Origin of the sequence: Streptomyces sp. NPDC007991 (assembly GCF_042958445.1) — a bacterium.
Lineage (GTDB): Bacteria > Actinomycetota > Actinomycetes > Streptomycetales > Streptomycetaceae > Streptomyces.
This window is the reverse complement of sequence record NZ_JBIBJD010000001.1, coordinates 609,067-626,902: the sequence shown is the minus strand read 5'-3', so window position 1 is coordinate 626,902 and position 17,836 is coordinate 609,067. Positions and strand designations below refer to the sequence as shown.

Annotated in this window: 13 protein-coding genes and 1 pseudogene; 6 read left to right on the top strand and 8 right to left on the bottom strand. The window is 72.1% G+C overall.

The features are described 5' to 3' along the window. Window positions 1-164: 164 nt before the first annotated feature. Complete coding sequence (locus tag ACFZDA_RS02655; RefSeq protein ID WP_391073738.1) at window positions 165-1,136, top strand: expansin EXLX1 family cellulose-binding protein; 972 nt, start codon at window positions 165-167, stop codon at window positions 1,134-1,136. A 125-nt stretch (window positions 1,137-1,261) separates the two neighbouring features. Here the strand turns inward: ACFZDA_RS02655 and ACFZDA_RS02650 are convergent, their stop codons facing one another. Then, window positions 1,262-2,296 (bottom strand): hypothetical protein, encoded by a 1,035-nt coding sequence (locus ACFZDA_RS02650; protein ID WP_391074625.1) that lies wholly within the window; start codon window positions 2,294-2,296, stop codon window positions 1,262-1,264. 81 nt (window positions 2,297-2,377) lie between these two features. On the opposite strand from ACFZDA_RS02650, the gene ACFZDA_RS02645 reads away from it, so the two are divergent. Beyond that, on the top strand, window positions 2,378-2,971 hold the full coding sequence (locus tag ACFZDA_RS02645; RefSeq protein ID WP_391073735.1) for a TetR family transcriptional regulator C-terminal domain-containing protein: 594 nt from the start codon (window positions 2,378-2,380) through the stop codon (window positions 2,969-2,971). On the opposite strand, the pseudogene ACFZDA_RS02640 reads toward ACFZDA_RS02645, so the two are convergent. Beyond that, window positions 2,964-3,350, bottom strand: a pseudogene (locus tag ACFZDA_RS02640) (IS5/IS1182 family transposase); the annotation flags it as partial. The gene ACFZDA_RS02645 and the pseudogene ACFZDA_RS02640 overlap by 8 nt on opposite strands. Before the next feature lie 84 nt (window positions 3,351-3,434). Here ACFZDA_RS02640 and ACFZDA_RS02635 point away from each other — a divergent pair. Together ACFZDA_RS02635 and ACFZDA_RS02630 are read left to right on the top strand one after the other, a co-directional pair. Next, on the top strand, window positions 3,435-3,569 hold the full coding sequence (locus ACFZDA_RS02635; protein ID WP_391074622.1) for a hypothetical protein: 135 nt from the start codon (window positions 3,435-3,437) through the stop codon (window positions 3,567-3,569). A 98-nt stretch (window positions 3,570-3,667) separates the two neighbouring features. Continuing rightward, a complete protein-coding gene (locus ACFZDA_RS02630; protein ID WP_391073732.1) occupies window positions 3,668-5,776 on the top strand; it encodes an autotransporter-associated beta strand repeat-containing protein in 2,109 nt (702 codons plus the stop codon). A gap of 3 nt (window positions 5,777-5,779) precedes the next feature. Here ACFZDA_RS02630 and ACFZDA_RS02625 read toward each other — a convergent pair whose 3' ends face one another. From ACFZDA_RS02625 to ACFZDA_RS02615, 3 genes are read right to left on the bottom strand one after another with little or no spacing between them, the layout of a single operon-like run. Continuing rightward, window positions 5,780-6,643 carry an MOSC N-terminal beta barrel domain-containing protein gene (locus ACFZDA_RS02625; protein ID WP_391073729.1) on the bottom strand — a complete coding sequence of 288 codons (864 nt, stop codon included), beginning with the start codon at window positions 6,641-6,643 and terminating at the stop codon, window positions 5,780-5,782. Between the two features lie 41 nt (window positions 6,644-6,684). Next, the gene (locus ACFZDA_RS02620; protein WP_391073726.1) at window positions 6,685-7,800 is read right to left on the bottom strand and encodes an aminoglycoside phosphotransferase; all 1,116 of its coding nucleotides are present in this window, start codon (window positions 7,798-7,800) and stop codon (window positions 6,685-6,687) included. A gap of 9 nt (window positions 7,801-7,809) precedes the next feature. Then, window positions 7,810-9,204 carry an amino acid permease gene (locus tag ACFZDA_RS02615; RefSeq protein WP_391073724.1) on the bottom strand — a complete coding sequence of 465 codons (1,395 nt, stop codon included), beginning with the start codon at window positions 9,202-9,204 and terminating at the stop codon, window positions 7,810-7,812. Between the two features lie 138 nt (window positions 9,205-9,342). On the opposite strand from ACFZDA_RS02615, the gene mmuM reads away from it, so the two are divergent. Together mmuM and ACFZDA_RS02605 are read left to right on the top strand one after the other, a co-directional pair. Next, the gene (gene mmuM / locus ACFZDA_RS02610) at window positions 9,343-10,254 is read left to right on the top strand and encodes a homocysteine S-methyltransferase (RefSeq protein WP_391073722.1); all 912 of its coding nucleotides are present in this window, start codon (window positions 9,343-9,345) and stop codon (window positions 10,252-10,254) included. Between the two features lie 156 nt (window positions 10,255-10,410). Then, the gene (locus tag ACFZDA_RS02605) at window positions 10,411-11,466 is read left to right on the top strand and encodes a substrate-binding domain-containing protein (protein ID WP_391073718.1); all 1,056 of its coding nucleotides are present in this window, start codon (window positions 10,411-10,413) and stop codon (window positions 11,464-11,466) included. Window positions 11,467-11,472: 6 nt separating this feature from the next. On the opposite strand, the gene ACFZDA_RS02600 is transcribed toward ACFZDA_RS02605, so the two are convergent. The 3 genes from ACFZDA_RS02600 to ACFZDA_RS02590 all read right to left on the bottom strand — a co-directional run bounded on the left by ACFZDA_RS02600 (window position 11,473) and on the right by ACFZDA_RS02590 (window position 17,808). After that, window positions 11,473-13,080 carry a carboxylesterase family protein gene (locus tag ACFZDA_RS02600; RefSeq protein WP_391073716.1) on the bottom strand — a complete coding sequence of 536 codons (1,608 nt, stop codon included), beginning with the start codon at window positions 13,078-13,080 and terminating at the stop codon, window positions 11,473-11,475. Window positions 13,081-13,203: 123 nt separating this feature from the next. Then, entirely contained in the window at window positions 13,204-14,454 is a 1,251-nt protein-coding gene (locus ACFZDA_RS02595; RefSeq protein WP_391073713.1) for an alginate lyase family protein, read from the bottom strand. Window positions 14,455-14,478: 24 nt separating this feature from the next. Then, on the bottom strand, window positions 14,479-17,808 hold the full coding sequence (locus ACFZDA_RS02590) for an alginate lyase family protein (protein WP_391073710.1): 3,330 nt from the start codon (window positions 17,806-17,808) through the stop codon (window positions 14,479-14,481). Between the last annotated feature and the right edge of the window lie 28 nt (window positions 17,809-17,836).

Here is a 17,836-nt window from a genome sequence, read left to right as displayed (position 1 = left end):
TCTGTCATTACGAACGCCGAAAAGGTAAGGGTGTGCCACCAGGAGGTCAACGGGTCTGACGGGACGAAGAGAGACGGCTGCGGGAAAGGGGGCAACCTTTCCGGCCCGGGTGACGACTGGTGGGTCGAAAGCGCGATTCCCCTGAACCACGTAAGGACGCAACCGTGGCAACCCACTCCCGCCGCCGTCCCCTCCGCAAGCGGCGCACGGCCCTCGTCCTCGCCGTCGCCGTGGCAGCGGTGGGAGTTCTGCTGTCCCTGATGACGGCACTCCGCCCCGACAGCGAGCCGAACGCCGTGCGGGCCGCTGCGGAGCCCACCGCGGCCAACCGATCGGGTGCCCCGGCGGCGACACCGGAACAAAGGGCCGAACCGAGCCCGAAGCAGAAGCAGAAGCCGAAGCCGAAGCCGAAGCCGTCCAAGGCGTCCCCGACGCCGACCGCGACCACCCCGTCGAAGCGCCCCTCGCCCACCGACGCCCCGCGTTCCACCCCACGGCCGGTGTCCGGCACGGCACCGCTGGCGGGACGTATCCAGCCCCAGGTCACCTACAAGGGGGTCGCCACCCACTACGACGCCGCGGACGGCGACGGCGCCTGCCTGTACGGTCCGAGCCCCGACCTCATGGTCGCGGCGATGAACCACACCGACTACGAGACGTCCAAGGCGTGCGGGGCGTACATCCTCGTCCGGGCGGCGAACGGCGCCTCCGTCACGGTCCGGATCACCAACGAATGCCCGCTGCCCTGCGCCCCCGGGCAACTCGACCTCAGCAAGGAGGCCTTCGCCAAGCTGGCCGGCCTCTCCGCCGGCCGGATCCCGGTCACCTGGAGCCTGCTGAGCCCCGACACGTCCGACACCGTCTCGATCCGCTACAAGTCCGGCTCCAGCAGCCACTGGTGCGGCATCCAGGCCCTCGGCCACCGCAACCCGCTGGCCCGGCTGGAGGTCAGGTCCGGCAGCGGTTGGACCCGGCTGACCCGCACCGAGTACAACTACTTCCTCTCCCCCTCCGGCACCGGCTGCGGCGGCCCGCTGCGGCTCACCGACATCTACGGCGAACAACTCACCGTGGACGGCATCGCAGTCCGCCCGGACGCCAAACAGGCGACACGGGTTCAGTTCGCCCGGCACTGAGCGGTTCACAGAGCAACCGACGGGCCGGGACCGGCGTGGAAGCCTGAGGGCCACCCCCGCGAGTTCAAAGGAGTGCAAGGAATGGCGAGGGCTGGCCACCCGCTACGACAAGACGCCCGAGCGCTCTAGACACGGAAGATGTGCACCACGTGCGGAGTGTCCGCCAGAGTGTGCGGTGCCAGGGCGTGGTACGCCCAGACGTGGACCCAGGCGTTGCCCGTACGCAGTGTGAGCACCGACTTCATCATGCCGGGGGCGAAATACGTGAGCAGCAGGAAGGCCACCGACAGCACGGCGTCGTCGGGCGAACCGAACCGGGTCCAGGCGTCCCACAGGTGGAACGCGGTGTAGGTGAGGCCGCCCAGGACCACCGTGGCCGCGGTCGAGCCGGTGAGCTTGAGTATGCGGGGCAGCAGAATCGCGTAGATGAAGATCATCGCGGGGAGTACCGCGCCCGCGAGGTAGAGCGTGAACGCAAGGGGCAGGCCGAGCAACAGCCGGCGTCCGCCGAGGTCGAGGAGTTCGGGTTCGAGTACCAGGAACTGGACCACCGACTCGGCGACGAGGACGACAGCGATCAGGACGGCGTCGGCCCGGCGGTCGGCGGAGCGCAGGCAGAGCTGTTCTGTGGTGTAGCGGCGGCGGAAGTACAGCAGAGGGACGAGGGCGTACACGACCAGGTTGTAGAGCGCCCAGGTGACGGCCTCGGCCGCGGTGACGTGCTCGTGGGTTCCGTAGAGCGTGCCGGCGAGGTGGAAGCCGAAGGGGTGCCAGCCGAGTGCGCGAGCCAGGACGTATCCGAGGGTGAGACCGGCGGCTCCGTAGGCCAGCAGCAGGAGGGTCTCGCGCAGTGCCTGGGCGCGTTCAGGGGCTCGGGCGGCGAGGTCGGGGCGTGCTCGCCATCGGGTGAGCAGGCAGACGAGGGCCATCAGGAGCAGGGCCTCTACGAGGCCGATGTTGGCTTCCAGAAGATGGTCGGCGGTCTTTTGCCCGGTGCCGGCCGGCCAGGCGAAGGGCAGCCGGTCTCCCGCGACGGCGAGGACGAGGGCGCAGACGGCCAGCCAGCCGAGGGCGGCCGCCCATACGGCCCATGAACGCGGCAAGGACGCACGTCGGTCGGGCTTGGTTTCCGGGGCGGTCGTGGAGCGGGTGAGCTGCATCGGAGCCTCCGCGATTTATTTAGCACGACTGTGCCATGAAGGTCTGAGGGCAATGTAGCACGGCTGTGTTATAAAAGAGCCATGCCGAAGGTGGTCGATCCCCGGCTCCGTCGTAGAGAGCTGGCCGAGGCGGTGTGGCGCGTGGTCCGCCGCGACGGCCTGGAGCACGCCTCGGTCCGCAACGTGGCACGTGAGGCGGGCCTCTCGATGGGCTCTCTGCGGCACTACTTCGCGACCCAGTCCCAGCTCATGACCTTCGCGCTGCGGATGGTCATCGTGGGAATCACGCAGCGGATCGCGGCACTGGCCCCCGGTGGCGACCCGAGTGATCGCGCCGCACGCGTCCTCGCGGAGTTGCTGCCACTGGACGACCAGCGGCGGGCGGAGAACGAGGTGTGGCTGGCCTTCACCGCCCGCGCCATGACCGATCCCGAACTACGGGCCCTGCGCGACGAGGGATACGACGCGCTCCGCGCGGTCTGCCGCGGTCTCGTGACCGAGCTCATCGATCCGGCCCGCGACCCGGACCGGGAGGCCGCACGCCTGCACGCCCTGCTGGACGGACTCGCCGTACACGCGGCCATGCGCCCGGACGTCGACACCCCCGACGTCATGCGCAACGTCATCGCCGACCACTTGGCCGAACTGCTCGCTCCACGGGCGGACACTTGTTGATGCAGCGTTCGACGGTGTCGCGGTCCTTGTGGAGCGCGGTGTCATGGCTGACCGGGCGGCCCCTGAGCGTCCCTTCTGCTTACGGTTGGCCTGGTCGGTCTTCTCCGGGATCACCGCCTTGATGTTGCGTCTGCGCGGGTAGGCGCGGTTGGCGTGGGAGGAGTTCGCCTTATCGCCGGCGGCCGCATCCGGCCGGGTCCGGGGACGGCCGACGCGCCCCTGCACCTTGACCTTCTCCAGGACCGGGACGAAGCGGGGCTGTCCGTAGCCTGACCGGGGGTGAGGATGATGGACAACGGTAGGCAGCGAGGTGGACCTTGCTGGTTGCCCCGCCCCGAGAGCGGCCCGGTTCGGCGGCCCGCAGTCGTGCACGATGGCGCGCGACGACGCATGCTCGCGGGCGCGCTGACACCTCGGGCGTTCGCCTTCCGGATCCACCAGCGCTACGGACATGAGCTGGCCCATGACTGAGCGGCTCGCCGAGCTCGACGACGAGTACGACCTCGTCGAATACATCGACAGAACAGTGGACCAGGTCACTGTCGACGTCACAGCCGAAGCCCGCCGCCTGGCAGCCATCGACCGACACTTGTGCTGAACCGCTCGGGAAACGCCGATCGAAGTTCAAGCTCAGCGGCTGACAGCAACCGCCGAATTTTCTGTTATCGGCCGCCCGCCGCCCCCGTCTCCCCTCCCGTGCACAGCCTCACCCACACCACAGCAGCGGCCGCCGGAGTCCTCGCGGCGGTCGCCTCACTCCTCGCCGCTCCCCCGGCGGTGGCGGCCGGGCCCCGGGACGTCACCGCCGACGTGCTGGCCGACCGGGACGTGACGCTCACGGGCGACACGGTCGTCACCGTGCCGCCGGGGACGACGACGTACGACGGCGTGTTCCGCGGCGAGGGCACGCTCACGGTGCGCGGCAGCGGGACCCTGGTCCTCACCCGGGACAGCGACTTCACGCTCCCCGAGTCGCGACGGCGGCAGCGGGTGCGGATCGCGGGCGGGAACCACCCGTACGTCACCGTCACCCGCCCCGACCCGCCGGCGGTCACCGTGGAGCGCGGCGCGACGCTCCAGTACGGCGACGGCGGTACGACGGGTCTGATCGGCCGTTTCCCGTACAACACCCCGGCGTTCCGCCTCAACCAGGACAACATCCGGGTGGACGGCACGCTGCGGCTGTCACTGACGAGCGCGTACAACCTGGGCACCATCAGCGGCTCCGGGCTGATCACCCAGCCGAGGTTCCTCTGGGGCACCTGGGACCTGTCGGGCACCCACTCCTTCTCCGGGGTGATCGACAACGGCACGCAGCTGAACGCGGGCCGCCCGGAGTACGCGACCTCGCTCCCGAACGTCCGCAAGATCCTCAACCAGGGCACCTGGACCGTCGACACACCGCTCGGCCGGACCGTCACGATGGGCATGGACTTCTACCAGCGCGAGTACGGCAGCGACATCAACGTCCAGTCGCGACCCGGCAGCAAGGTGATCCTCACCGGCCAGTACAGCTGGTCGGACCGGGGCGGCGACAGCGACCCGTCGCTCAGCGACCCGGCCCTCAACTGGACGCCCGCCCGCAAGAACGTCAACAAACGCGGCACCAACATCAAGGGCGCGAACGTCCAGTGGGGCGACGGCACGACCGACAAGATCTTCATGCCGGGCACCGCCGAGACGGTCTACATCAACCTCCTGGCCGCCCGCTCCCGTTCCCGCCTCACCTTCGCCTACAACGGCCCGGTGACGCTCGGCGCCCCCATCGGCGGCGGCGTATTCCACGACACCCTCTCGGCCCCCGGCGCCGGCGACATCGTCATCGCCAAAACCCCCGGCAACGACGTGACCTTCGCGGCCGTCCAGTACTACGACGGCTCCACGACGGTGGAGAAGGGGGCGGTACTCCGGCTGGGCAGCGGGAAGCGCGGCGGGGACAGCGGGCTGTACACGGCGGGCCGCCACTACAAGGTCGTCAACGACGGCTCACTCGTCCTGCGCAACACGAAACGGCCCCTCACCCTGTCCCGCATCGGCGGCAGCGGCTCACTCACCCAGTCCGGAACCGCCACGACGACCCTGACGGGGCCGGCCGTCACGTACACCGGGACGACCACCGTCTCCCAAGGCACCCTGGCCCTTCGCGACGGCGCCACGCTCACGCACAGCAGGGCCGTACGGCTCACGGCGGCCACGGCCCGGCTGGACGCCGGCCCGGCCGGCCTGCGCGTCGCGACCGCGCTCAGCGGCAAGGGCACGGTCACGGGAGCGGTGACGAACGACGGTGCCGTGACGACCGGCCTCACGGTGCGCGGCGCCTACACGCAGAGCCCGAAGGGTTCCCTGGTGCTGAGGGACGGGCCGTTGAAGGTGACGGGGGCCGTGCGGCTGGCCGGGGACCTCGACGTGTCGGCGGTAGCGGGCCGGGCCCGGGCCGCGCGCGAGATCAGCGTCCTCGACCACAAGGGCGACGGCAGGATCTCGGGAACGTTCAAGGGACTGCGGCAGGGCGCCCGTCTGAAGCTGGGCGACACCACCTACCGCATCGACTACCGGGCGGGGGACGGCAACGACGTCGCCCTGACGGCCGGAAGCGTCCCGAGCCCCTCCCCCACCGCTCCCGGGGAGTCCGCGTCCGGCCCCGTGGCGCCCCGGAGCGCCGGCGCCTCCGAGGACGTCGGCTTCGGCTGGTGGCCGTACGCGCTCGGGCTGGCCCTCGTCGTCAGCCTCGCCGTGCCGATGGCGACGCGACGCGGCCGGCGCCACCGTGGCGGCGGTCGGCACGCGGGCCGCGCGCGGCGGTGAGGCTCACAGCTCGGACTCGCCCCACGACGTGACGACCACGTCGTCGCCGACGGACACCCGGCCGGGTCGCAGCACGGCGAACTTCGCGCCGAAGGCGACACCGCCCTCGGCGGCCCGCCGGTAGCCGGCGAGGGTGCGCAGGGGTTCCGGGCCCGCCCTGGTCCCGGACTGCTGCTCGACCAGGGTGACGGCGCAGCGGATGGCGAGCTTGGCATAGCCCAGTTCCGCGTCGCCGATGCGGAGGTGGCGGACGCGGTCCTCGGTGTGCGGTTCGTCCCAGCCGTCGAGGTCGTCCCCGCCGTCCAGTGCGTCCACGCCGTCGACCACGATGTTGGGGCGGAAGCGGTTCATGGGCAGCGGGCTCGCGCCGCGTTCGCTCACTTTCCGGTTGAGGAGGTCGAGGGTGGAGCGCGAGACGATGTGCAGCGCGCAGCTGTCGGCGTAGCCGGAGGTGCCGGGCGTCAGGCCGTCGGTCACCCGGTCGTGTTCCGGCGGTACGCGCACCAGCCGGCTCGGGGTGCGCAGCACCTCCGAGAGCCAGCCGGCTGCCGTGTCGCCCTGGTCGATGCCCTGGTAAGCGGTTCCGAACAGGTCGATTTTCCGCCGGGTGCCCGTGGTGTCCACCCACAGGTGCAGGTCCTCGGTCCCCGGCGCGCTGAGTGTGAGGCGCTCGCCGTCGGCGGTGACGGCGGGCCGGATGACGGCCAGCCGGGGATCCCGGCGCTGGGTCCGGTACACGCCCTCCTCACTGACGACCATGAAGCTGCGGTCGTGCGCCAGTCCGGCGGGGGTCAGCAGTGCCTCGGTCGCCGATGTACCGGCGCATCCCTTGACGGGGTAGTACGACAACTCGACGACGCGGGCCATGCCCTTCCCTTCTCCTGGACGTGCGTGTGCGGCGTCCGGTGTCAGCGGCCGCTCGGTGCCTGAGGAAAGCCCAGCTGGGGCGCCAGCAGCCGGGCCTCGGCCGCCCAGTCGGCGAGGAAGGCGAGGGTCAGGCCGCGTTCGCGGTAACGGAGCCGGGCGGGGACGGACTCCTGGCCGCCGTAGGCCGGCTGCTCGTCGTCCGCCCGGGCGAGCAGCAGCGCGGTGAGCCAGTCGTACTTCACGGCGGAGGCGCACACGCCGAGCCGGACGAGCCGTTCGTCGCCGCGCCAGCCGCTGACGCGCAGGCCGTGCAGGTAGGCGTCGTACGCCGCCTTGGCCAGGCCGGGCAGGTCGGCGGCGGGGACGAACAGGTCGAAGACACAGTCGGGGAGGTAGTTGCCGAGGTCCTCGCCGAGCGCGCCGTCCCCGGCGAACGCCCAGTCGAGGACGACACTGCCGCTGCCCTCGGAGCGGACGTTGGCCGGCCACTGGTCGAGGTGGCAGAAGGCGCGCGGCAGGGACTCCATCACCGTGAGGAACCACTCGCGGTCGTGGTGGAGGCGGACCATGTCCGCGCGCAGGCCCGCCGGGAAGTGCTCCCGGATCAGGGGGTGTTGCCAGGCCTCGTCGTCGTCGAGCAGGTCCTGGCCCGTCGTCTTGCCGGCCGTGTAGTCGCGCAGGAAGCCCTGCGAGAGCCACGGCCGGTCCTCCCCGGCCCCCACCGCGCCCTGCGCGGCCCCGAGCCGGTGCGCGTGCTCGACGTGCCGGGCGAGCGGCCAGGCGGTCGCCGGTTCGCCCGGCACGTCCTCCAGCCACAACGCCAGGTCGCCGTCGGGGCGTTCGGCGCAGGCCAGCAGCCGGGGCGCGCGCAGGCCCTGCGGCTGCCAGACCTGGGCGAGCCCCGACTGGTAGACGTACGCCTCGCGGCGCCAGAAGTTCCAGTGCCGTGGGTCGTTGGAGGCGGCCCAGCCGACGCTGGTCTCCTTGGTCCGCGTCAGTACCTTCAAAACGGCCGCGCGTCCGCCGGCGGTGACCCGCCACACCCCGGCCGTGACGCCGTTCCACGGGTTGTGCGTGAGCGGCTCGAACACCGCCTCCTTCGCCGGTACTCCCAGGACCTCACGTACTTCGGCATCAGCGACAGCGATCTCGGGCATGCCCCGATGCTATGCCGCCGTCTCCGCCCTGTCCGTCGCCTCCGCCCTGTCCTTGCGTCCCCGCAGCCACACGTACACCGGGATCCCGGCGAACAGGAACAGCACGCCCTGGTAGACGGCCGCGTATCCGGCGCCCGCGATCAGCCAGAACGAGAAGCCGAAGGAGAGGACGGCGACGATCAGGTCACGGACCAGCCCGGCGGGGCGGACGCGGTCGGTGGTGCCGCGGGCCAGCCAGTACAGCTGGGCCGCCGCCGACAGCAGGTACGGCACGCAGCCGGTGAACGTGGTGATCAGGACGAGGACGCGGAACGTGGTGTCCGGGCCCGCCGTGTAGTTGAGGGCGATGAGGAGCGAGCCGAGGACCGCGCAGGCCCAGACGCCGAAGCCGGGGACGCCGCCCTTGCCGACCCGGGCGAAGGGCGCGGGGAAGAGACCGTCGCGCGCGGCGGCGTACGGCATCTGCGCGGCCATGAGGATCCAGCCGTTGAGGCAGCCGGTGATCGAGACGACGGCGACCAGGGCGATGGCCGTGCCGCCCCAGGAGCTGCCGGTGAGGGCGTTCACCGCGTCGGCGAACGGTGCGCCGGAGTCGACGAGCCGGCCGTGCGGGACGAGGCCGAACACGGCGACCGTGCCGAGGATGTAGACCAGGGCCGAGGCCAGGGTGCCGAGGACGCTCGCCCGGGCGACGGTGCGCTCGGGGTCGCGGACCTCGCCCGCGCTGACGGCGGCCGACTCGACCCCGAGGAAGCTGTACAGCAGCAGCGCGGCGGAGGCGGCCAGCGCGCCGGAGACGCTCTGGCCGGAGGCGTTGAACGGGCCGAAGTTGTCCGTGTCGACGAAGAACAGGCCGACGGTGGCCAGCAGGAGCAGCGGCAGGAACTTCAGGACGGTGGAGACGACCTGCACCGCGCCGACCCAGCGGGTGCCCGCGAAGTTGGCGGCGGCGGGCAGCCACAGAGCGGCCATGGCGACGGCGGCCTGGAGGACGTGGTTGCCGTGCAGGGGTATCAGGACGTCGACGTAGCCGACGACGGCGACGGCCAGGGCGGCGATGCTGACCCAGCACATCGTCCAGTACGACCAGGCCGACAGGAACCCGGCGAATTCGCCGAACGCGTCCCTCGGGTAGACGTACAGCCCGCCCGTGACCGGGCTGCGCCGCGCCAGCCTGCCGAAGAGCAGCGCGAGGGCGACCGCGCCGACCGAGAGCACGACGAAGGCGAGCAGGCTGACCGTGCCGTAGGGGGCGACGGTGGCGGGCAGGGCGAAGATGCCGCCGCCGATGATGTTGCCCATGACCAGGGCCGTGGCGGCGGCCAGGCCGAAAGTGCGGCGGGGCGGGGGCGCCGGGGCCGGCTCGGCGGGTTCGGCGGTCTCGGCGGGGCTGGGGACGGTCATGGGCGTTCCTGACGAGCGGAGAGGGAGCGGAGGGAGGGCCGTGATCGTAACCTGCCGTCCCACATGTTGGGCGACCTGTTCATGTACCGGACACATTCGGCTGGGGTCCGCCGCCGGGTCTCGACTACGGTCGTCCGTATGACCAGCACCCTCACCCTCGCCGAAGCCCTCTCCGCCGGGACGGTCGTCCTCGACGGCGGCCTGTCCAACCAGCTCGAGTCGGCCGGGCACGACCTGAGCGACGAGCTGTGGTCGGCGCGGCTGCTCGCGCAGCAGCCGGAGGCGATCACCGAGGCTCATCTCGCGTACTTCCGGGCCGGCGCGGACGTGGCGATCACGGCCAGCTACCAGGCCACGTTCGAGGGCTTCGCCAAGCACGGCATCGGCCACGACCGGGCGGCCGAACTCATGGCGCTCAGCATCGAGTTGGCCCGGGACGCGGCCCGGCTCGCCCGCGTCTCCCGCCCGCTGTGGGTGGCGGCCTCGGCCGGCCCGTACGGGGCGATGCTCGCGGACGGCTCCGAGTACCGGGGGCGCTACGGCCTCACGGCCGGCGAGCTGGAGCGCTTCCACCGCCCCCGCCTGGAGGTGCTGGCCGCCGCCCGTCCCGATGTCCTCGCCCTGGAGACGGTCCCCGACGCCGACGAGGCCGCGGCCCTGCTGCGGGCGGTGCGCGGGCTCGGGGTGCCGGCCTGGCTGACGTACTCGGTCGCCGGTGGCCGCACGCGCGCCGGACAGCCGCTGGAGGAGGCCTTCGCACTGGCCGCCGACGTGGACGAGGTGATCGCGGTCGGCGTGAACTGCTGCGCGCCGAAGGACGCGGACACCGCCGCCGCGATCGCCGCCCGGGTCACCGGCAAGCCGGTCGTCGTCTACCCCAACAGCGGCGAGACCTGGGACGCCGACGCCCGCGCCTGGACCGGCCGTGCCAGCTTCACCGCCGGCCAGGTGAAGGGCTGGCAGCAGTCCGGCGCCCGTCTGATCGGCGGCTGCTGCCGGGTGGGGCCGGAGGCGATCGCGGGCATCGCGGGGACGCTGGGGGCGGCATAGGAGCGACATGCTCCGCACCGGGTCACCAGTGCGCGCACAACCCTCCTCCGCTGACCTCCCCACTGCTAGCCTCCGTCCAGGGAACCGGTTTCCATGGTGTTGCCGCAGTTCCTGAGGGGTGGGTGCGGACCGGCGCCCGGAAGAGACGAGGCAGTCATGACGAGGAAGAACGGGGACGCGAGCCGCAGCACCATCCGGGACGTGGCGGCCCGCGCGGGGGTCTCGGCGTCGACGGTGTCACGGGTGCTCGGCGGTGTGTATCCGGTGAGCGCGGCGACGCGGGGGCGCGTGATGCGGGCGGTCCGCGAGCTGGACTACGTGGCGGACGCGCGGGCGAAGGCGGTCGCGGGTGTCGGCACGCCCACGCTGGCCTTCGTGCTGGAGGACATCACCGGCCCGTCGTTCGCGCACATGGCGCACGGCGTGGAGCGCGAGGCGACCCGCCTCGGCCATCTCTGCCTGGTGTGCAGCACGGAGGGCGACGTCCGGCACGAGGTGGAGTTCGTCGAGATGATGCGCGCTCAGCGCGCCGCCGCCGTGATCCTGGTCGGCGGCACCGCCGACACCCCCGAGTACCGCGAACGCACCCACCGCATGGCCGACTCCCTCGCCTCGGCCGGCTCCCGCCTGGTCCTGTGCGGCAGGCCGCCCCTGGACCCGGGCGCGCCGGTGACGGTCATCGAGTACGACAACGAGGGCGGCGCCTACACCCTGGTCGCCCATGTCCTCGCCCAGGGGCACCGCAGGGTGCTGTTCCTCGGCGGCCGGGCGGACCACACCACGGCCCTGGGCCGTGAGCGCGGCTATCTCGCCGCCCACCGGGCCCGGGGCCTCACCCCCGACCCCTCCCTCCTCCTGCACGGCGACTTCACCCGGGACGCGGGCCACCGCCTCGTGCAGCAAGCCCTCAAGGACGGCCTCGACTTCACGGCCGTCGTGGCTGCCACGGACATGGTGGCGGCCGGTGCCCTGACCGCCCTGCACGAGGCGGGCCTGACCGTCCCCGGCCACGTCTCCCTCGCCGGCTACGACGACATCCCCTTCGCCCGCGACCTGCACCCCGCCCTGACGACGGTCCACGTCCCCTACGAGGAGCTCGGGCGCCTCGCCGTCCGCACGGCCCTGGAACACACGCCGGGCGCCCCGGACGAACACCTGCTGCTGGGCACGCATGTCGTGGTGCGGGACTCGGTGGGGCCGCCACCGGCGTGAGCGGCGTCAGTGCCGGCGCAGTGCCCCGGCGCGCCGCAGCCGCCGTACGGCCGACCGCAGTTCCGCGCTACGGGTGGCCGAGGCGTCCGCCGGGGGCGACGCGGGTGCGGGTTCCTCCGGCGTGAGCGCCGCGTCGGTCGACCAGAGGGCGAGTTCGCGGTCGCGGGGACCGTGCGCCGTGTAGGACAGACCGTCCTCGGCGTCCGGCGCGCGGTCTCCGAAGACGCGCACCGGGTGCGTCTCGTCCCAGCGTTCCCAGCCTGGGTCGCCGTCCGTGGCGAAGCGGACCCAGGCGGCGTGCATCGCGTCGGCCAGTTCCTGCGGGGCGCCTTCCCCGGCCAGTTTGCGGGCCTCCGGAACCTCCCCGGTGTCGAAGACGAAGCCGAGCTCCAGCGCGTGGCAGGAGCCGAGGCCGGGGAGGTTCGACGGCCAGGCGAACTCGTAGACGTAGGACGGTTCCGTACGGGCGTCGGCCAGGTGGTGCAGGGGGATGCGCAGGAGGTGGTCGGTGACCAGCTGGCCGACGATCTCCGCCGTACCCGCCTCGGGGTGCAGGGCGCGGTAGCCGCGCGGGACCTCGCTGCCGCAGTGGCAGCGGGCCATGGCTCCCGCGAAGGCGACGGCTCCGAGGCGGTCGACGCGCTCCAGGAGCCCGCCCGGGACCAGCCACAGCCGGTACTCGTCGCGGGTCCAGCCCATCAGCAGCTCGACGCCCTCGGCGGCACCGCCCTCGGTGAGGGCCTGAAGGGGGTCGCGCGGGACGGTGTCACCGTCGACGACGATGCCGAAGGCAGGGCCGCCGACCACCGGGCTGCTGAGCCTGCCCACCTCGGCCTGGGTGTGCAGCAGCAGGTCGCGGTCGACGGCGGCGAAGGCCTCGGCGGTGGCGGGGATCTTCAGCCGGGACGCCATGCGGCGCACCATGCGCCGTACCTTGGCTCGCTCGGACGCCTCGGGCGGCCCGCTCTGCAGGACCGCACGCCGGACCATCCCCTGCGTCTGCGGGGCGGCGATGAGGGCGCCGATGCTGATCGCCCCGGCGGACTGGCCGAAGAGGGTGATGCGGCCGGGGTCGCCGCCGAAGGCCTCGATGGCCTCGTGCACCCAGGTCAGGGCGGCGATCTGGTCGCGCAGGCCGGGGTTCGGGGGCGTGTCCGGGAACAGTCCGTAGCCTTCGACACCCAGTCGGTAGTTGACCGAGACGCACACCACGCCGTCGCGGGCGAAGGCGTGGCCGTCGTAGACGGGGACGGCGGAGGAGCCCCTGGTCAGGGCGCCGCCGTGCAGCCAGACGAGAACGGGGAGCCGGGCCGCGGGGCCCGGCTCGGGGGTCCAGATGTTGAGGTTGAGGCAGTCGTCGCCCGGCACGACCGGGTCGGAGAGGTAGTGCGCGAAGGCCTCGGAGTACGGGGGTTTCGGCGGGGTGGGGCCGAAGTCGACGGCGTCGCGGACGCCGTCCCAGGGCGGCAGGGGTACGGGCGGGCGGAAGCGGCGGGGGCCGAAGGGGGGCGCCGCGTACGGGATGCCGCGGAACACGGCGACTCCCCGCTCGTACCTGCCGCGTACGGCCCCGTACGGGCTCCTGACCACGGGATCCGTCCGGCCTGCCGTCATACGCCCACCAGCCCTTCGCCGCGCTCGTGCACCGGAAACACCAGAGCACCACATCGCTCATCGGTATTCCGGTGCACGAGCCGGCTTGACCGCTATTTGGCGGACGCCTGGGCTGCGGACGCGCTATTTGGCGTACATCAGCGTGCCGAACCCGAGCTGGTCGAAGCCGCCACTGGTGGTGCCGTAGTCACCCCCTCCACCCTCGGGGGCGACCGAGAAGCACATCTGGGCGATGTACTTGTCGTCCAGGAGCAGGCGGCGGCCGTAGTGGTAGTGGAGCATCGCCCACACCGGGCGGACCTGGCCGCGGCTGGTGGAGCTGATCACCGTCTGCGACTGCTGGGAGCAGGTCTGGCCGCTGCCCCAGGTGTAGGTGGTGAAGGGCACGTTCATGTTCAGGTTGTACTTGGCCACGTACTGGGCGGCCTTCATGAAGCGGCGGCCGTCGTAGGAGTACAGGTCGTCGCCCTGGTTCCAGGCCATTTCGCAGACCGCGCCCATCTGGCCCATGCCCATGATGGTGTGGCCCTGGTCGCGGCCGGACTCCTGCCACTGGCCGAGGTCGTAGCCCTCGACTCCCGGGTACAGGAACGGCACCGCCCGCTGGATCTGGCCGTTGCCGCCGCCGCTCTTGAAGTAGTTGACGGCCTGGTCGTACTTGGCGCCGTCGTCGCACAGGATCCCGATGGCCATGATCGAGGCCATGTTGCACAGGTCCCAGTTGGCCCAGTAGTTGGTGATGCAGGCGTCGTTGTGGTTGGTGAGGAAGCTGTTGTTCATCGGGTAGAACACGTTCAGCATCATCTGCTTGAACTTGTTCAGGTCGAACCCGGCGTAGCCGCGCATGAGTTCGGCGACGTTGGCGAACTGCCAGCCGTAGATGCCCGCGGCGAGGAACCGGTCGGCGGTGCCCTGGATGGATGTCAGCGTGTTCGCCCAGGCGTTGAGGATGCGCACGGCGCAGTCCCCGTTGGCGGCGGTGCCGGCGACCTGCCAGCGCAGGGCGTTCTGGTAGGCGGCGGCGATGTCGTTGTAGAGGAGCGAGTAGTTCTCGGGGGTGCCCGATCCCCGGTAGACGACGGACTGCGGCCTGGCGGTCCAGGTGGACTGTGAGTGGGAGTTGGCGGTCAGTCTGTTCCAGCTGGACAGCCAGGGATCGTCGCCCGCGGCGACCCTGACCTTGGCCCGGTTGATGTCGCCCCAGTTGTGCAGCATGCCGGGGTGGGTGAAGGTCGCCGGGGCCGCGTCCGCCGTGGTGGCGGTGGCGGTGGCGCCGAGGGCGAGGGCCGCGGTGAGGCCGCCGGCGGTCTTGAGCAGACCGCGGCGGCTCACCTGGCCGCCCTCGTGGTGCGTGTGGGGGGACGTGCGGCTCATGTGGGTTTTCTCCCATCCGTGGGATTACATGGGGGTGAGGCTCACCTCGTCGAACTCGGTGGTGCTGCGGGCCAGGGGGTTGCGGGAGCAGACCACGAGGCCCACGTAGTAGGGGGCGTCACCGAAGCCGGGGATGTCTCCCTCGGCGAGGGGGGTCCAGGTGGCGCCGTCGTCGGACGAGACGGATGCGGTGAAGTGCGTCCCGGTGCGCTTCAGCCGGAGCAGGCAGGGGGCTGTGACCGCCGCGTTGCCCGTGAACGTGGACTTGCCGGCGACGGTCGGGCGCAGCATCAGCTGGGCGCTCGTGCCGCCGGTGACGATCGTCCCGGCCGCCTGGTCGAACGGCGACAGGGACTTGGCCATGAGCAGGCCGACCCGGTCGCCGGTGGCTCCGGCGCGGGAGACCAGGCGGGCGGTGACCTCGCAGTCACCGGTGACGGGCCGCCGTACGAACTGGCCCGTCATGCCCTGGTTGTTGACGGTGAGGTCGGTTCCGGCGCCCCGCACCACGAAAGTCCCGTCCTCGTGGGCGGTGCTGCCGGGGGTGCGGACGGCGACCACGCCGAGGGTGCCGTAGGCGCGGTCGTCGAGGACGACGTCGCCGAGGTCGCCGTAGGTCCAGGGCGCGGACGGGGGGGTGCCGACCGTGAGGGTGAGGGTGCCGGTGGCGTCCCCTGCGGCGTTGCCCGCGCTGGTGGTGACCTTGAACTCGCCCGTCCGTGTGGGTGTTCCGGAGATCAGGCCGGTGCGCTTGTCGACGCGCAGGCCGTCGGGCAGTCCGTCCGCGGCGAACCGTATCGGTTCGTGCGAGGCGCGCAGGAGGTGCTGGAAGTCCACCCCCTTGTTGGCGAACGCGGTGGCGGCGGAGGTGAGTTGAGGTGTGGAAGGTGTCGGCATCGTCGCCGTGGCGGACTCCGACAGGGGGCCGCGTCCGGCGCAGTTGGTCTTGGCGACGGCGTAGTGGTACGTCGTGCCGGGTGTGCCGGTGGCGTCGGCGTACCGGACGCGGGCGCCGAAGCCGACCGCGCCGATGCCGGTGGCGATCGTCTCGTAGGGGCCGTCGGCCGCGGTGGCGCGCAGCACCTTGTAGCGGGCGGAGAGGTCAGGGTCGGTCCAGGCCAGTTCGACCGCGTCGGCGCCCGCGGTGGCCCGCAGGTCACCGGCGGCCAGGGCCGGGCGGGGCACGGACCAGACCTCGCCGGCGGTCCGGGAGGCGACGCTGACGTTGTCGAAGGCGCCGGTGCCGGTCTCGGCGTACTCCTCGTCGACGCCGAGGCAGGAGGTGAGGGTGAGACCGACGTACGCCGTGCTGCCGAGGTCGACATCGGTGGAGCCGACCTCGGTCCAGCGGATGCCGTCCGGGGAGATGGCGCCGGTGCAGCGGTCGCCCCGGCGGGTGACGCGGACCCAGTACGGCATGCGCAGCCGGTAGCCGTCGCCCGCGCCCTCGACGTAGGGGGCCTGGAGCGGGGTCGCCGACTCGGGCAGGCTGCCGAGGGAGGAGATCGGGAAGGCGGCACTGGTGGTGATCGTCTGCTGCTGGGAGGGCGGCACGGGTGTGCTGCCGGTGCCCTTGACGGCGGCTCCCGCCTTGGCCCGTACGGACCACACGCCGCTCCAGGTGTGCAGCGGCAGGCCCTGGATCAGCATGGCGGCGTGGGCGGCGTCCGCGTCCAGGCCGGCTCGTACGGTGACACCGATCTTGGAGTACTGGGAGCTGAGCGGGTACACGATCCGCGCGGTGATCGTGCCGTCGCCGCGCAGCGGCAGGTACGCCAGGTGGTGGGTGTCGGCGGTGCCGGACGCCTCCAGCACGAACCGCTCGCCGTCGAACACGGCCGAGCCGGGGATCCGCACGTCACCGACGTCCCGTGCCGCCCAGGGGTCGGGCAGCCCGGGGAGTGCCGCCGACCAGGCGGAACGGGCGCTGGTGCCCTGGGAGTTGGTGGCCGTGACCTGGTAGTAGGAGGGCCTGCCCCGGCGGGCGTCCGGGTCGGTGTACTCCGGCCTGCCGAGGCCGGTCGCGATCGTCTCGTACGGCCCGTCGGCGGCGGTGGCCCGCAGCACCGTGTAGGACTCGGCCCACGCGGACGGCAGCCAGGCCACAGTGACGGACTTGTCGCCGCCCACCGCCGTGACACCGGCGGGAGCCGTGGGCTCGGCCGCGGCCGGGGCCTTCGTGCCCGCGAAGGTGAGGGTGCCCCAGCTCGGCAGGTCGTCGTTGCTGCCCTCGACGACCCGGGCGCCGCCCGTGCCGCGGAAGACGGCCGCCTTCGTGTAGGGGGTGTCGAGGCCCCGGACACCGGCGTAGTGCGCGTAGGCCATCTCGTAGATCGGGGGCAGGTTTCCGCGCCCGACGGCGGAGACGGACTTCTTGATGTACTTGCCGGTGCGGTCCAGGTCGGGGACGAAGGGCACGTCCCCGCCGAGGTTGTAGCGGGCGGCGTACTCGACGTTCTTCAGCAGCCGGTTGTCGTCGAAGGCGTACAGGTCGACGCCCTGGTTCCAGGCGACCTGCGCGGCGTCCGCGAGCAGGCCGACGGCGAGCTGCTCGTGGCCCTGGTCGCGGCCGGACTCCTGGCCCTGTCCCGCGTCGGTGACGATGCGGTGCGGGACACTGCCGTTGCCCGCGCCGGCGGCGGCGAAGCGCAGCGCGTCCTCGAAGAGGGTGGGCTCCTCGCAGAACACGCCGATGGCCAGGATGGACTGGACGGACGTCAGGTCCCAGTTGCCGTTGGCGTAGAGCATGTAGCCGGAGATGGCCGGGTACCACACGCGCAGGAAGGACTCCTCGCAGCGCGTGATGTCCTCCTTCGCCCAGCCGTCGTAGCCGCTGTGCCTCAGCAGTTCGGCGGCGTTGACGAACTTGAAGGCCTGGAGCCCGGCGCCGAGCGGGCCGTCGGCGCCGGTGACGGCGGTCAGGGACGCCGACCAGGCGTTGAGGATGTCGCGGGACTTGTCGGCGTAGGGCCGGTCACCGGTGACGCACCACATCAGCGCGGTCTGGTAGGCGGCGGCCGAGTCGGCGACGGCCTGGTTCTGGAAGTTGGTGGGGCCGCGGCCCCAGGAGGTGATCTGGCCGGTGTTCTGGATGGTGTACGTGGCCTTCGAGCGCGCGTGGGCGGCGAGCGCGAGGAAGCCGTCGTAGACCGGGGATTCCTTGGCGGCGACCGCGGCCTTCATGCGGGCGAGGTCGCCGGCGCTGTGCAGCAGGCCGGGGTGGGTGAAGGCGCGGAGCCGGGTCTTGTCGTCCTGGGCCCACGCCGCCGTGGCGGAGGCGGACAGCAGTCCGCCCCCGGCCGCGACCACGAGCCCTGCCGCGCCGAGGAAGGACCGTCGGCTGAGAGGAAGCACGGGTGACTCCATGGTTCTGGGAGGGCCG

What these genes read in the sequence shown, in the direction of transcription:
- ACFZDA_RS02650 (WP_391074625.1), bottom strand. Translation starts at nt 2,296, where the DNA reads ATGCAGCTCACCCGCTCCACGACCGCCCCGGAAACCAAGCCCGACCGA.
- ACFZDA_RS02645 (WP_391073735.1), top strand. Translation starts at nt 2,378, where the DNA reads ATGCCGAAGGTGGTCGATCCCCGGCTCCGTCGTAGAGAGCTGGCCGAG.
- ACFZDA_RS02635 (WP_391074622.1), top strand. Translation starts at nt 3,435, where the DNA reads ATGACTGAGCGGCTCGCCGAGCTCGACGACGAGTACGACCTCGTCGAA.
- ACFZDA_RS02625 (WP_391073729.1), bottom strand. Translation starts at nt 6,643, where the DNA reads ATGGCCCGCGTCGTCGAGTTGTCGTACTACCCCGTCAAGGGATGCGCC.
- ACFZDA_RS02620 (WP_391073726.1), bottom strand. Translation starts at nt 7,800, where the DNA reads ATGCCCGAGATCGCTGTCGCTGATGCCGAAGTACGTGAGGTCCTGGGA.
- ACFZDA_RS02615 (WP_391073724.1), bottom strand. Translation starts at nt 9,204, where the DNA reads ATGACCGTCCCCAGCCCCGCCGAGACCGCCGAACCCGCCGAGCCGGCC.
- mmuM (WP_391073722.1), top strand. Translation starts at nt 9,343, where the DNA reads ATGACCAGCACCCTCACCCTCGCCGAAGCCCTCTCCGCCGGGACGGTC.
- ACFZDA_RS02605 (WP_391073718.1), top strand. Translation starts at nt 10,411, where the DNA reads ATGACGAGGAAGAACGGGGACGCGAGCCGCAGCACCATCCGGGACGTG.
- ACFZDA_RS02600 (WP_391073716.1), bottom strand. Translation starts at nt 13,080, where the DNA reads ATGACGGCAGGCCGGACGGATCCCGTGGTCAGGAGCCCGTACGGGGCC.
- ACFZDA_RS02595 (WP_391073713.1), bottom strand. Translation starts at nt 14,454, where the DNA reads ATGAGCCGCACGTCCCCCCACACGCACCACGAGGGCGGCCAGGTGAGC.